The sequence below is a fragment of the Jezberella montanilacus genome, from assembly GCF_003003055.1.
GTDB lineage: Bacteria > Pseudomonadota > Gammaproteobacteria > Burkholderiales > Burkholderiaceae_B > Zwartia > Zwartia montanilacus.
This window is the reverse complement of the sequence record NZ_PVTV01000018.1, coordinates 42,904-55,885: the sequence shown is the minus strand read 5'-3', so window position 1 is coordinate 55,885 and position 12,982 is coordinate 42,904. Positions and strand designations below refer to the sequence as shown.

The 12,982-nt window shown below is 51.7% G+C and carries 15 protein-coding genes; 6 read left to right on the top strand and 9 right to left on the bottom strand.

Annotated elements, in window-relative coordinates:
- Positions 1–82: 82 nt before the first annotated feature.
- Positions 83–859 (bottom strand): dioxygenase family protein, encoded by a 777-nt coding sequence (locus BCM14_RS14305; RefSeq protein ID WP_106228730.1) that lies wholly within the window; start codon positions 857–859, stop codon positions 83–85.
- Between the two features lie 82 nt (positions 860–941).
- Between BCM14_RS14305 and BCM14_RS14300 the strand changes: the two genes are divergently transcribed.
- The 3 genes from BCM14_RS14300 to BCM14_RS14290 are packed head-to-tail and all read left to right on the top strand — an operon-like array spanning position 942 to position 2,607.
- The gene (locus tag BCM14_RS14300) at positions 942–1,181 is read left to right on the top strand and encodes a DUF2798 domain-containing protein (protein WP_259673650.1); all 240 of its coding nucleotides are present in this window, start codon (positions 942–944) and stop codon (positions 1,179–1,181) included.
- Positions 1,182–1,221: 40 nt separating this feature from the next.
- Positions 1,222–1,803, top strand: coding sequence for a peroxidase-related enzyme (locus tag BCM14_RS14295; protein ID WP_106228728.1), 582 nt, complete (start codon positions 1,222–1,224; stop codon positions 1,801–1,803).
- Positions 1,804–1,839: 36 nt separating this feature from the next.
- Positions 1,840–2,607 carry a class II aldolase/adducin family protein gene (locus BCM14_RS14290; protein WP_106228727.1) on the top strand — a complete coding sequence of 256 codons (768 nt, stop codon included), beginning with the start codon at positions 1,840–1,842 and terminating at the stop codon, positions 2,605–2,607.
- Here BCM14_RS14290 and BCM14_RS14285 read toward each other — a convergent pair.
- The gene (locus BCM14_RS14285; protein ID WP_106228726.1) at positions 2,604–4,037 is read right to left on the bottom strand and encodes a high affinity choline transporter 1; all 1,434 of its coding nucleotides are present in this window, start codon (positions 4,035–4,037) and stop codon (positions 2,604–2,606) included. The two genes, BCM14_RS14290 and BCM14_RS14285, sit on opposite strands and share 4 nt — an antisense overlap.
- A 73-nt stretch (positions 4,038–4,110) precedes the next feature.
- Entirely contained in the window at positions 4,111–4,599 is a 489-nt protein-coding gene (locus tag BCM14_RS14280) for a DUF1993 domain-containing protein (RefSeq protein ID WP_106228725.1), read from the bottom strand.
- A 117-nt stretch (positions 4,600–4,716) separates the two neighbouring features.
- Here BCM14_RS14280 and BCM14_RS14275 point away from each other — a divergent pair, with 117 nt between their 5' ends.
- On the top strand, positions 4,717–5,433 hold the full coding sequence (locus BCM14_RS14275; protein ID WP_106228786.1) for a queuosine precursor transporter: 717 nt from the start codon (positions 4,717–4,719) through the stop codon (positions 5,431–5,433).
- Here the strand turns inward: BCM14_RS14275 and BCM14_RS14270 are convergent.
- Positions 5,423–6,670, bottom strand: coding sequence for a glutamate carboxypeptidase (locus BCM14_RS14270; protein WP_106228724.1), 1,248 nt, complete (start codon positions 6,668–6,670; stop codon positions 5,423–5,425). The genes BCM14_RS14275 and BCM14_RS14270 overlap by 11 nt on opposite strands.
- Before the next feature lie 86 nt (positions 6,671–6,756).
- Here BCM14_RS14270 and BCM14_RS14265 point away from each other — a divergent pair, with 86 nt between their 5' ends.
- Entirely contained in the window at positions 6,757–7,917 is a 1,161-nt protein-coding gene (locus BCM14_RS14265) for an alpha-hydroxy acid oxidase (RefSeq protein WP_106228723.1), read from the top strand.
- 2 nt (positions 7,918–7,919) lie between these two features.
- The gene (locus BCM14_RS14260) at positions 7,920–8,462 is read left to right on the top strand and encodes a DUF4337 domain-containing protein (RefSeq protein WP_106228722.1); all 543 of its coding nucleotides are present in this window, start codon (positions 7,920–7,922) and stop codon (positions 8,460–8,462) included.
- 3 nt (positions 8,463–8,465) lie between these two features.
- Here BCM14_RS14260 and BCM14_RS14255 read toward each other — a convergent pair whose 3' ends face one another.
- From BCM14_RS14255 to BCM14_RS14235, 5 genes are read right to left on the bottom strand one after another with little or no spacing between them, the layout of a single operon-like run.
- A complete protein-coding gene (locus tag BCM14_RS14255) occupies positions 8,466–9,296 on the bottom strand; it encodes a phosphodiesterase (RefSeq protein ID WP_106228721.1) in 831 nt (276 codons plus the stop codon).
- On the bottom strand, positions 9,293–10,345 hold the full coding sequence (locus tag BCM14_RS14250; RefSeq protein ID WP_106228720.1) for an ABC transporter ATP-binding protein: 1,053 nt from the start codon (positions 10,343–10,345) through the stop codon (positions 9,293–9,295). The genes BCM14_RS14255 and BCM14_RS14250 overlap by 4 nt, the downstream gene beginning before the upstream one ends.
- The gene (locus tag BCM14_RS14245; RefSeq protein ID WP_106228719.1) at positions 10,335–11,141 is read right to left on the bottom strand and encodes an ABC transporter permease; all 807 of its coding nucleotides are present in this window, start codon (positions 11,139–11,141) and stop codon (positions 10,335–10,337) included. Before BCM14_RS14245 ends, BCM14_RS14250 begins: the two co-directional genes overlap by 11 nt.
- Positions 11,142–11,939 (bottom strand): ABC transporter permease, encoded by a 798-nt coding sequence (locus BCM14_RS14240; protein ID WP_106228718.1) that lies wholly within the window; start codon positions 11,937–11,939, stop codon positions 11,142–11,144. It abuts the gene before it with no gap.
- Positions 11,936–12,889, bottom strand: a complete 954-nt coding sequence (locus BCM14_RS14235; protein WP_375318493.1) for an ABC transporter substrate-binding protein — start codon at positions 12,887–12,889, stop codon at positions 11,936–11,938. The genes BCM14_RS14240 and BCM14_RS14235 overlap by 4 nt, the downstream gene beginning before the upstream one ends.
- Between the last annotated feature and the right edge of the window lie 93 nt (positions 12,890–12,982).

Here is a 12,982-nt window from a genome sequence, read left to right as displayed (position 1 = left end):
CAAACTCTGTTCAATCCAGCAAGCCGCCTCGCCTGATCAAGAGGTGGCCTGTTCATCACAGTTGAATGATGTCAGTCAGACATCATTGCCAAACGAAACTGTCCATAGACAGAAAACCATAGGTGACGCCCCCTTCAATCACAGAGAACGCATCCTGATTGTCGTGCGCGCCTAAAGCGACTAACAAAGGCAGGAAGTGATCGTCGCCCGGATGGGCACGAGTGGCATGGGGCGCCGTCTCACGATAGGCAAGCATGCGATCGTCGTCATTGTCAGCCAAGGCTTCTTTAACCCAGTTAACAAACTCGGTTACATAGGACTGGGGAGCGTCTAAACCCAGACGAAACTCACCTAGATTATGGGTCAGCGAACCCGATGCCAAAATCATCACTCCCTGCTCTCGCAATGGCGCGAGCAGTCGACCCAACTGATAGGCGCCCGCGACATCCAGTCCAGCTGGCATTGATACCTGGAAAACCGGCAGACTCGCGTCAGGAACGAGATACCTCAGGGGCACCCAGGCGCCATGGTCCAGACCGCGGTCGGTATTGGGTCTCGCCTCGATCCCCCCGTTACTCAACAACTGTATTACTTGTTGAGCGAAAAAAGGCGAACCCTTTGCTGGATACTGAAGCTCATACAGCGCCTTCGGAAACCCGTAAAAGTCGTGAATCGTTGCAAAGGTCTCGCCCGTGGTCACTTCAACCTGAGGGGTCTCCCAATGGGGCGAGACGATCAGAATGGCTTTTACGTCTTTGAGGTGTTTACCGAATTCTGTCAGCTTAGGCCCCGCCATACCTGGCTCTAGTGCGAACGTGGGAGCGCCGTGAGAAACGAAAAGGACTGGTGCTTTGCTCATGATTTCGACTCACTCAGACAGAAAATGGGATAGACTTTTAGACAAACTCAGTTACAGTGAAATATATAGAGACGATACACCTATGTTCAAGTTACCGAGTTTTATTTTCGCTGCCGTGATGGGCTTATGGATGTCGATCACTGTCACACTCGCCATTACGGTTTATCGAATTGGTTTTTCAACTGGTTGGCACTGGTCTTGGTTTGATGCCTGGCTCATTACTTATCCGCTGGCAGTGCTTTGCATCATGATCTACCGGCCGTCTGCAGTGAAGCTCACCAACTATTTAGTCGATAAACTTAGTAAAAAGAACACGTCGTGAAGATTCGAGTAGCGCTATAAAAATAATCAATGAGACAAAAATGACTGAAAGATATCCGTTTCCTGATCTGAATACCTTGCCTCAAGACATAAAGGATCGAATTCTTGAAACGCAAGAGAAATCGGGCTTTGTGCCTAATGTGTTTTTGATGCTTGCGCGGCGACCCGCCGAGTTCAGGGCCTTTTTTGCGTACCACGATGCCATCATGGTTAAAGAGACCGGCTCGCTGACAAAAGGCGACCGCGAAATGATCATTACGACAACCAGCGCCGCCAATCAGTGCTTGTATTGCGTGGTTGCTCACGGAGCACTGTTAAGGATTTATGAGAAGAAGCCCTTGGTCGCCGATCAGGTCGCGGTCAATTACTTAAAGGCCAACATCACGCCTCGTCAAAAAGCCATGCTGGCTTTTGCCCTAAAAGTTTGTCTGAAAGCCAACGAAGTCGGTGATCTTGACTTCGCCGCACTGCACGAACAGGGCTTTGACGACGAGGACATCTGGGATATCGGAACGATTACTGCATTTTTCGGGATGTCTAACCGCATCGCAAACTTCAGCAACATGATGCCCAATCCCGAGTTTTATTTATTGGGACGAATCCCCCGCGAGCCCAAAAAATAACTATTATTGAAGACACTTACAAAAAAGGAGCGCAACATGTCAGCACGTCATCTAAAAATCGCAGAACAACCTGATCTAGTGTGGCAGGCAAAAGTCCATCTTGCAGCGGCTTTACGCTTGGCTGTTCGGGATCAGCTTGAAGAAGGTATCGACAACCATTTCACCATGATGGTGCCTGGTTATACCGATCGTTTCATGATTTTGCCTTTTGGTTACCACTGGTCTGAAGCCCGTGCGAGCGACATCCAGATTTTTAACGAGCAAGGTGAAGTGCTCGAAGGCGAAGGCAAAATCGAACGCTCAGCACTCTGCATTCATGCACCCGTGCATCGCATCACCGGTGCAAAGGTCGTGCTGCACACTCACCAGACCTGGGCACTGGCTTTAAATATGCTCAAAGACAACCGGATTTTGCCCGCCAGTCAAACCGCTGCGTTCTTTACCGGCATCACGGCGTATGACGATGTTTACACTGGCCTTGCTGACACCATGAGTGAAGGCGAAAGACTATGCGCTCAGGTTGGTGATAAAAAAGTATTGTTCATGAAAAACCATGGTGTCATGGTGGTCGGCGATACCGTTGCCGAAGCATACAAGCGCCTTTATAAACTTGAGCGAGTCTGTCGCGCACAAGTTCTCGCGATGAGTACGGGCAAAGAAATTGAAGTGCTGTCGGACGAGATCGTACACACGGTCAACAACCCAGCACCTGGCAATAGTCATTCGAATGAAGAGCGCACAGAGTTGTTCTTCGCCGCCATGATGCGGGTACTTGATCGCGAGTCCCCAGGCTACGCGGATTAATTATCCCGAAGAGGCTGATCGACGGGAATGAGTTCCGATTGCGGGACAAAGCCCCCGATCAGCATGCCAGCCAGGCTGGCGATCAAGCCAGCTAACTGCGGGGGCACCGCAGCATCAGCCGCGGTCATCTCGCAAACAATCCAGACAATCAATCCACCCAACACTGAAAGCAAGCCGGACAGAGAATTGGCGCGCTTCCAGTAAACGCCGAAAGCCAGCGGCACAAACGCCGCAACAAGCGTGATTTTGTAGGCGCTCTCAACCATTTTGAAAATAGATAGCTGAGAGTTGATCGCAAAGAAGGTGACCACTACGGTGAAACATAAAACCGTGATGCGCATCATTCTCAGTAAATGACGATCGCTCAAATTCTTGAACAAACCCTTCAGAATATTTTCAGAAAATGTCACTGACGGCGCCAGCAACGTGGCACTCGCGCAGCTTTTGATCGCCGACAACAAGGCACCAAAAAACATAATTTGCGCGAACAGTGGGGCATGATCCAGCACCAGACGCGGCAGGATCAACTGTGAATCCGTATCGATGTAGCGCTTAACCAGATCGGGATCAATCAGCGTGGCTGAGTAGGCCAAAAACAAAGGCACAAAAGCAAAGATGAAATACATCACGCCACCGAGCACGGCAGCTTGCACCGCCGTATTGACGTTCTTTGAAGAAGTGATTCGTTGAAACACATCTTGCTGAGGGATAGAGCCCAGCATCATCGTAAACAGCGCAGCAATGAAGCCGAGGATGGATACCCAATCCATATGCGGCCAAAAATTGAACTTGCCTGCGTTCGACGCGTGCGTGATCACAGCAGCAACACCCCCGGCCGATTGAGAAAACTCACCTCCGATGTAGAGCATACCGATGACGATGATAATCATCTGGATAAAGTCAGTGATGGCTACCGACAACATCCCACCGAATAAGGTATAAATCAGCACGCTGCCTGCGCCAATCAACATCCCCGTTTCTTGTGAGATTGCATCATCCGAGACAACGTTGAACACCAAACCCAGCGCCTTGATCTGAGCAGCGACCCAGCCAAGATAAGACGCCACGATACAGAGCGTGATGAGAATCTCGACGACGCGGCCATAGCGCTCGCGAAAATAATCGCCGATCGTCAGCATCTTGCGGTTGTATAGGTGGCGGGCAAAAAATACACCCACCAGAATCAGGCATAAGGACGAGCCAAAGGGATCAGCAACGATACCGCCCAGACCTTCTTTAAGAAAAGTTGCTGGTATACCCAGCACTGTTTCGGATCCGAACCAGGTGGCGAAAACAGTGGCGGTCACGATCGGCAAGGGCAACTTGTGCCCAGCTGCGGCGAAATCGGCTGTGTTTTTCACGCCCATGGCAGCCACAAGACCGATGCCAACCGAAACCACCCAATACGCAATAACGAACCAGAGAAGCATCTCTCACCCCACTGTTGGCCAAGACTCTGATGGAATTTTGCTGGGGATTATACGGGGTGAGGGACTGGCATGCTTAGCCTAAGAAATCACGCTTACCGATGTCAACCCCATTCTGGCGCAACAAGTTATAGGCGGTGGTGATGTGGAAGAACACGTTAGGCAATACCCATTCAAGCAAGTAAGCCTGACCGGTGAACTCAAACTGGTTGTCACGGATAGCGAACTTGATTTCACGAGCTTCACAGCCGTCAATCTGCTCGGCGCGGATCGAGTCCATGAACTCGATTGTTTTAGCAATGCGTGCTTGCAATTGAGGAATAGTCGTTTCGTCGTTTTCGAATTTAGGTGGCTCGATTCCTGCGAGACGCGCCAACCCGCCTTTCGACATATCGGTTGCGATCTGGATCTGTACACCCAGCGCAAACATATCTGCGATCAGTCGCGATTGCACCAAATTAACGCCGTCAAAGCCTTTCGCCTGCGCATACGCCTTGCCTTTACCGAGGATGGCCGACAGATTCGTCAACATTTTCTTGATCACGGGTACAGATGCTTGGTACATTGAAATCGTCGTATGAGTCTCACTAGAGCTAAAGCGTTAAAAACAAAAATCGTCAACGTGACGTCACCATAATAGTGCAAAGAAAAAATGCAGCCATCCAGCAATTCAGTGAGTGCAATGCTTTCTTCTGTCCCGCGTCGCCAGCATCGATATTACGACCTGCTGGTTGCTGCTTTTGTGACAGTGCTGCTTTGCTCAAACATTATCGGGGCAAGCAAAGCTGCCCAGATAGAGTTGCCTTTTTTTGGCACAGTGGTTTTCGGTGCCGGGGTGCTGTTTTTCCCGATTTCATACCTGTTTGGCGACATCATGACCGAAGTGTATGGCTATGCCCATGACCGCCGGGCAGTTTGGTGCGGGTTTGCTGCACTCGTCTTCGCTGCTGTCATGGCCTTCATTGTCGTGCATCTGCAGCCAGCACCCGGCGAATACAGTGCGCATCTGCAAGAAGGTCTCGAGACAGTCTACGGCAACACCTGGCGCATCGTAGCTGGATCCATCCTTGCCTTCTGGTCGGGCAGTCTGGTGAACAGCTTTGTTTTAGCCAAAATGAAAATTGCCTCTTCAGGGCGCCACCTCTGGTTTCGCACGATCGGCTCGACGGCCGTCGGTGAGATGGTTGATTCGAGCTTCTTCTATTTTCTTGCCTTTTATGGCATCTGGCCGACTGAGCTAGTCATCAAGGTTGCTGTCACCCAGTATTTCTTAAAAACTGGCTGGGAGGTCCTTGCGACCCCCCTCACCTATGTCGTCGTTAATTTTCTCAAACGCAAAGAGCAAGAAGATTTTTACGACCGCAACACCAATTTCAATCCTTTTAAAGTTAAGGTTTAGCAATCTCTTCGATTAAGCGCGTCGTGATGTAGAGGCGTGGTTCGATAGACGGGATAAGGATGTATTCGGCGTTATCACTATGGGCACCGAAGCCTTGAGGGCCAAAGCTCTCTAACACCGCGCCCCTCGCCTGCAGTGACGCAAAAGCAGCATCCGTGCCACCCCCAGTCGCCTTTTCAAGCACTGTTAACGGCCATTTGATCTCGGCTGCAACCTGTTGAGCCTGTTTAGCCACCGCTCTCGCAGCATCAGTTGGATTGAGCGGCGGACGAGTCCTCGTAAAGTCCAGAGAAACCTCTGTATCGGGAATCAATTTATTCTTGATCCGTTCTCTGAGTGTTGCTTCAAGATTGTCAAAATCGACTGTCCTTTCAGCGCGGGCGTCACCCGTAGCAGTCGCCTCCGAGGGGATCATGTTCGCGACGCTGCCAGCCTTCCCTAGTGTCCAATTGAATTTCAAGCCTTTGGACGGATCCGAAAGATCGCGAGTCTGCAGAACCTGGTGGGATAGCTCGTACAGTGCATTACGACCAAAGTCCGGATTTGCGCCCGAATGTGAGGCGCGGCCTTTTACCTTTAGCAAGACGCGCGCTATGCTTGAGGTGGCCAGGCGGACGTAGTCTGCTTTCGTGCCACTTCCCTCAAAAGACATCACGACGTCGTTTTCACGGCCAAGCGCCGTAAAGTAATCCCGTGAAACGGGTGAACCAATCTCTTCGTCCCCGTTAAACAAGACGGTCAATTGACCGAAGCCATCTATTTTGAGGGTTTTAACCATTTCAAGTGTGTGTAACACCATCGCAACACCCCCCTTGTCATCAGCGATGCCAAGACCGAATGCTTTGTCTCCCTCTATGCGAAAAGGCTGCTTGGCCAGATCACCTCTCTGATATACCGTATCCATATGGGCAATCAAGGCAATGCGCTTCGTCCCTTTACCTTTTAACGTTGCGCTAACCATTGAGCCAGCCTTGCTGTCAGAGGGGGCAGCAATGATCTCAAAAGGGATATCCAGAGCTTTGAGCTTAGCTTCGATCAGGCCTCTTACTTTGAGCAGTCCTTCAAGATCTCTGCTGCCTGATTCAACTGAAACGAGGTTTTGAAGCGTCTCCAGGTACTTGGGTACTTGCTGTTTAGCCATCTCGGCTATTGCTTGGGGCGCCGCGTCAGCCCGAGCCGAAATCTGTGACAGCGTCAGGATAGATGCAATCAGGATAGTCAGTAAAAATCGGCGCATGCTCAAATCCTTGGGTAATTATTGTTAATTTTTGCTAATCTCTGCCCAACATCATAATGTAGCAATCTGCGGGAGACCAAAAAACAATGGCCGTCATCACCAACATCGAAGACTTGCGGGTTCTGGCAAAGAAACGCGTACCGCGCATGTTTTATGACTACGCGGACTCAGGCTCGTGGACTGAAAGCACCTATCGCGCCAACGAGAGCGATTTTCAGAGCATCAAACTTCGGCAACGCATCCTGCACAACATGGAGAATCGCAGCACTGCGACCACCATGATCGGGCAAAAAACCGCCATGCCGCTAGCGATCGCTCCGACAGGCTTAACGGGGATGCAACACGCTGACGGCGAAATCCTTGCTGCACGTGCCGCGCGCGATTTTGGTATCCCCTTCACACTTTCGACCATGAGCATCTGCTCAATCGAAGATGTACAAAAAGGCACCGATGGTCACCCGTTCTGGTTCCAGCTCTACGTCATGAAGGATCGTGACTTTATTGAGCGTCTGATCGATCGTGCCAAAGCAGCAAACTGCTCGGCATTAGTGCTGACGCTTGATTTGCAGATTCTGGGTCAACGGCATAAAGATCTTAAAAACGGCTTGAGTGCCCCGCCAAAACTGACCATTGCGAATATGATCGATATTGCCACCAAACCCCGCTGGGCGCTGGGCATGCTGGGCACGCCGCGTCGTCAGTTTGGCAACATCGTCGGTCACGTCAAGGGCGTCAGCGACATGAGCAAGTTAAGCGAATGGACAGCCTCACAGTTTGATCCAGCTCTGGACTGGAGCGATGTCGAGTGGGTCAAGAAGCGCTGGGGCGGCAAACTGATTCTCAAAGGCATTCAAGATGTCGAGGACGCCAAGCTGGCCGTCAGTAGCGGTGCCGACGCCATCATCGTCAGCAATCACGGCGGGCGTCAACTTGACGGGGCTGAATCCAGCATTCGCAGCCTGCCGGCAATAGTCGAGGCTGTTGGCAAACAGATTGAAGTCCACATGGATGGCGGCGTACGCAGTGGCCAGGATATCCTCAAAGCACGCGCCCTTGGCGCTCAAGGGTGCTACATCGGTCGGGCCTTTCTATACGGCTTGGGTGCCATGGGTGGCGAAGGCGTGAGCAAAGTCCTCGAGATCTTGCATAAAGAACTGGATCTCACCATGGCGTTTTGCGGTCATACCAATATTGAAAATGTTGATAAGAATATCTTGTTACCTGGCACCTACCCAAAGGCGAACTGACTATGTCCGAACATTTAGAACTCCATCCAGAAAACAAAAGAATCGCGATGCTCATCGCGGTCTTGGCGCTCGTGCTTGCTGTCTGTGAGACCTTATCCAAAGGCTACCAAACAGAAGTTATTTCCAAGCACATTCAATCATCTGATCTCTGGTCGTTTTACCAGGCAAAAACGATTAGGCAAACGGCTACCCAATTAACGATTGATACGCTTAAGCTATCTGACCGAAAGGACGACCCAAGCATCACCGCAGCCCTTGAAAAATGGGAAAAAGACGTCAAACGCTATAGCTCTGAGCCGGACAAGGGCGAGGGCAGAAAGGAACTTGCCGAGCGCGCACAGATTGCTGAACACCAGCGCGAGGAAGCCAGTCACCGTTACCACAGCCTTGAAATTGCTGTGGGGATGTTGCAAGTCGCCATCGTGCTTGCCTCAGCCAGTGTCTTAACCGGAATGATGGCACTAGCCTGGCTTTCCGGCGGTCTGGGCCTGACTGCCGCGGGTATTGCGGCCTATGCCACCTTGATTGGCGGACACCTTATATAGTTGTTAATCGATCAGGACCCCGTCCATGTGAAACGGATAAGGTCCTTCGAAGTGTCCTGTACAAATTGTGTGGGTGACCAAGCGACCGCTCGTATCATCCCACGCGTGCACCCGATAGCCTGGTGGCTCGAGCGACCAGGCTGGCTCGGCGGCGGGGTCAAGATCGAGACAGACTTGGTGGGCAGGTGACGGGGTCGTACTAGCAATCGTGCCACCGAAACGCACCTCAATGGCGCGATGCAGATGTCCGCAGATGATTCGCTCGATATTGCTATATCGTTTCACGATTGCCTCAAGTTGGCCCGCGCCCTCAAGCAAACCGATCTTATCCATGTGTCCAATCAAGGTCTGAAAGGGCGGATGATGCATGGCAATCACCACAGGCTCATCCGCGTATTTCGCTAGTGTCTCTTCGAGCCAAGTTAATCGCTCTGCGCATAAGCCGCCGTGACTTTGACCAGGAACGACCGTATCCAAAGCGATCAAACGAAGCGGGCCAATCTTTACGGTGTACTGGATAAAGCCCTCTAGACCCAGGTATTCGTGCTCGGGGAAGCTTTTGCGCAGTTGTTGTCTGTCATCGTGATTGCCTGGCATCAAATAAATCTGGCCGGCGAACGGACTTAACAAGCTTCTTAAATGCGCATACTCAGACTCGCGACCAAAGTCTGTCAGATCGCCGGTCATCACAACAGCAAGCGGCTGTTGAGGCAATTGACCAACCGACTCGACCGCTTGACTGAGATACGGTGCAGTGTCGAGCCGATTGTAGGCAAGGCGTCCTGGCTCACGAATGTGTGTGTCAGAAATCTGAACGAATGCGCTGATGGTCATTTCTCATCCTTACAAGGTATGAAGGTTAAAGGGTCAATCACTAAGCCAATTCGCTCGCCGGCAATGGTTTTACAATCCCGGGGGGCGTCGATCAGCAAAGCATTTTGGTTTTCTATCGTTACCCGCAGGTGCACGCGATCGCCCAGGAACTGACGCTGCAGAACAATCCCGCAAGGTATGGACTGAGCGGGCTGAGACAGCCGAATATCTTCAGGACGCAGCAAGACTTTAGTGCCATAGGTACTGGGGCAGGTTAATTGTGCACCTCCAAGCAGCAGCAGGTCACGCGAGGCGTCTTCCACTGATCGACTTAAGGTGTTTATACGGCCCAGAAACTCAGCAACAAACGCGTGTTCGGGTGAGCGATACAAGTCCTCAGCGATCCCCACTTGAACAATCTGACCGGCACGCATCACCGCCAGACGGTCAGCAATCGCCATCGCTTCATGCTGATCGTGCGTCACGTGAATGGTTGTAATACGCAGCCTGCGTAGCAGCTCAGCCAGCTCATCCCTGACACTTTCTTTCAATTTGGCATCAAGTGCTGTGAGTGGTTCATCGAGCAACAGGACTCTCGGGCTGACTGCAATCGCGCGTGCCAGCGCGACGCGCTGGCGCTGGCCTCCCGAGAGCTCTGCAGGTCGCTTATTTTCCAATCCATTCAGTCTGACCAGCTCAACCAGTTCGCCTACACGCACCGTTCGCTCGTGGTCAGGGCATCGATTGATTTTTAGACCATAGCCAATGTTTTCGATCACTGTCATTTGGGGGAACAAGGCATAGTGCTGAAACACCATGCCAACCTTTCGCGCTTGCACCGGTCGTTGCGTGACGTCCTGGTCACCAAAAAGAATACGCCCACCGTGATCAGGTGTCTCAAGCCCGGCAATGATTCTTAACAAGCTTGTTTTGCCACAACCAGACGGGCCTAACAAAGCCATGATCTCGCCGGCTTCCACTCGCAGCGTTGTCGCTAGCAAGCCTTGAGTGCCATCAGGATACGTCTTGGCACACGCCTCGACCTGTATCGCAAGAGGGTCAGTTTTCATAACGTCTACTTAACAAGGTACCAACCGCTTGCAAGGCCCATAACAAGGGAAGCACAAGCATAAAAAAAACCAAAGTATAGGCAGAGCCAACTTCAATCCTCATTGATGCATAGCTATCTGCCAACCCAACTGGAAGCGTTCGTGTAAGCGGCGTATGCAGCATCCAGGTGAGATTGAACTCGCCAATAGACAAGGTAAGCACCATCAAGCTTGCTGCAAAAATAGTGGGTAGGATCGCGGGCAGCAAAATCCCGACAAGTCTTTGCACAAAATTAGCGCCCAAGGTACTGGCAGCCTCTTCGAGCGCGACAAACTCGCGTCGCTGTAAAGCTGCGGACAGACTTCTCACCATGAAGGGCAAGGTAAAAATCATGTGGCCCACTAAGATGAAATAAAAGCTTTGTCTGAAGTCTCTGAATTGACCGTAGGACAAGATCAAGGCTAAGCCAGTCGCCAAACCGGGGATGGCAACCGGTAAAGTCAAGAGGTCCTCAAAAATCCTAGCCCAATTAGCACGAGACCTCGCCAGCGCATAGGCGCAGGGGATGCCCAGGAAAAGATTCCCAACGACACAAGCGAGTGCGAGCGCAAGAGACCAGCCTACTGTTGAGCCATAGCTTGCCCACACCTGCTCAAGCCACTTTGTCGTCAAACCACTCGAGACTCCCTGACTGTATTGATTAACCAAGCCAGCTGTCACCGAAAGCACCATGGGGGTCAGCATGAACAGCGTCACGACAGCAGTCACGCACAACAGCACCCAAGACACTTTCGAATTGCTGCGCCTTGAGACCATTTAGCGAGTCTCCATGACAGAGGCATCCAGCTTTCTGCCGAGAAACAGCACAAACCAGGTTACAAGACCCAAGCTGAGTGACAAGGCAGCTGCCGTAGCGAAGTCTGCATAATTGGTGAAAGCGTTATAAATGCTGATCGGCAACACTTCAACCTTACTGGCAAGCGTAAAGGCAGTACCGAACGCCCCCATCGCAGTCGCAAAAATAACAGCAGCACAAGCCAACGTCGTGGGTGCAAGCTCGGCGATCCAAACGTCTCTCACAATGGGCCAGCCCTGTGCACCCAGGCTGCATGCTGCCTCTTCGAGTGCGGGATCCATTGCTTGGGCGGCTGCGTGATAAGTTGAAATTGCTCGAGGTAAAGAAAAATAAAGATAAGCGAGAAAAAGACCCGGCAAGCCATAAGCGAGCGTCACCCGACCTAAGCCTAAGTCATCAGAAACCTGGGCAATCAAACCTTGCCTGCCCCCGAGCAAGATCATAAAGAAGCCAATGATCACGCCCGGAAAGGAAAGCGGCAGAGTCAGTATGCCAAGCAAAATGCGGTTACCGACAAAGGGTGTACGCGCCAGAAAAATCCCGACCGCTGCCCCCAACACGAGGGTCACCACGGTAACCGTCGCTGAGAGCAACAAGGTATTGACGAGGCTCCACCAATAATGACTATCGGTCAGCACGGCAAAATAAGTCTGCCAACCTTTTTCGGCTGGCAGGGCGATCAAGCGCGCAGCGGGCAACAACCAGAAAGCGCCAAAAAAAGTTGCCGCTGGCGCGAGACAATAGACACGCAGTCTTATTGGACTTCCTTCAAGTAGCGATCGGAGAAGCTTTTTTGTACTTCTGCCATCTTGCCATAGTCGATCGTCTTGCCACGAGCGTATTCAGTCGCTGGCAAAAAGCGTGCTTCAACTTCTTTGGGCAGTGCAATCTGACGCACTGGACGCAGGTAGGCATTTGCCCAGATCGCCTGGCCCTCATCTGACAGGACGAAATCGAGTACTTTTTTACCGTTCGCTGCATTCGGGCCGTTTTTAACCAGGCTCATAACATAGGGCACAACCAAGGTTCCCTCAGCTGGGATGACGAACTCAACCTTGGCGTGGTCTTTGTACTTGGCACGGTAGGCATTGAAATCATAATCCAGCAGGATAGCAATCTCACCAGACAATACGCGGGCATACGACGTTTGCTTGGGGACGATTGGTTCGTTTTTCTGTAAGGCTTTAAAGTAAGCGATCGCTGGGCCGAAGTTGTCTAAGGTCCCACCTTGCGCCTGATTAATCGCGACTGCACCGACGTAACCGACGAACGCTGAGGCGGGATCCAGATAGCCAATGAGGCCTTTGTATTCTGGTTTCAGCAGATCAGCCCACGACTTCGGTACTGGCTTACCTTTCAGCGCGTCGACATTAACCATGAAGCCCAAGGTGCCCGAATGGATCGTGACCCAGTTGCCGTCTGCATCTTTCAAACCTGCCGGTACGTCTTTAAAATTTGCAGGCTCGTACGCTGTCACGACGCCATCTTTCTTCGCCTGGATACCAAAGGTCACACCCAAATAGGTCACGTCCGCAACCGGGCTGGCTTTCTCTGCAATCATCTGCGCCAACGCTTGCCCTGAGTTCTTGTTATCAGGCGGGACGGTCACGCCCGTCTTGGCTTTAATTGCGGCGATCTGTGTGCCCCAATCAGCCCACTCAACGGGGCAGTTGTAACAAATGGCAGTTTGTGCGTTTGCCAAGCTCATACCGGTCAGGGCAATCGCTGCTGCTGCCGTTGCAATTTTTCTCAACAATTTATTCATCAAATTCTCTCCGTGATCCGTTCAGGCCGATTGGAT

What these genes read in the sequence shown, in the direction of transcription:
- BCM14_RS14305 (WP_106228730.1), bottom strand. Translation starts at nt 859, where the DNA reads ATGAGCAAAGCACCAGTCCTTTTCGTTTCTCACGGCGCTCCCACGTTC.
- BCM14_RS14300 (WP_259673650.1), top strand. Translation starts at nt 942, where the DNA reads ATGTTCAAGTTACCGAGTTTTATTTTCGCTGCCGTGATGGGCTTATGG.
- BCM14_RS14295 (WP_106228728.1), top strand. Translation starts at nt 1,222, where the DNA reads ATGACTGAAAGATATCCGTTTCCTGATCTGAATACCTTGCCTCAAGAC.
- BCM14_RS14290 (WP_106228727.1), top strand. Translation starts at nt 1,840, where the DNA reads ATGTCAGCACGTCATCTAAAAATCGCAGAACAACCTGATCTAGTGTGG.
- BCM14_RS14285 (WP_106228726.1), bottom strand. Translation starts at nt 4,037, where the DNA reads ATGCTTCTCTGGTTCGTTATTGCGTATTGGGTGGTTTCGGTTGGCATC.
- BCM14_RS14280 (WP_106228725.1), bottom strand. Translation starts at nt 4,599, where the DNA reads ATGTACCAAGCATCTGTACCCGTGATCAAGAAAATGTTGACGAATCTG.
- BCM14_RS14275 (WP_106228786.1), top strand. Translation starts at nt 4,717, where the DNA reads ATGCTTTCTTCTGTCCCGCGTCGCCAGCATCGATATTACGACCTGCTG.
- BCM14_RS14270 (WP_106228724.1), bottom strand. Translation starts at nt 6,670, where the DNA reads ATGCGCCGATTTTTACTGACTATCCTGATTGCATCTATCCTGACGCTG.
- BCM14_RS14265 (WP_106228723.1), top strand. Translation starts at nt 6,757, where the DNA reads ATGGCCGTCATCACCAACATCGAAGACTTGCGGGTTCTGGCAAAGAAA.
- BCM14_RS14260 (WP_106228722.1), top strand. Translation starts at nt 7,920, where the DNA reads ATGTCCGAACATTTAGAACTCCATCCAGAAAACAAAAGAATCGCGATG.
- BCM14_RS14255 (WP_106228721.1), bottom strand. Translation starts at nt 9,296, where the DNA reads ATGACCATCAGCGCATTCGTTCAGATTTCTGACACACACATTCGTGAG.
- BCM14_RS14250 (WP_106228720.1), bottom strand. Translation starts at nt 10,345, where the DNA reads ATGAAAACTGACCCTCTTGCGATACAGGTCGAGGCGTGTGCCAAGACG.
- BCM14_RS14245 (WP_106228719.1), bottom strand. Translation starts at nt 11,141, where the DNA reads ATGGTCTCAAGGCGCAGCAATTCGAAAGTGTCTTGGGTGCTGTTGTGC.
- BCM14_RS14235 (WP_375318493.1), bottom strand. Translation starts at nt 12,889, where the DNA reads ATGAGCTTGGCAAACGCACAAACTGCCATTTGTTACAACTGCCCCGTT.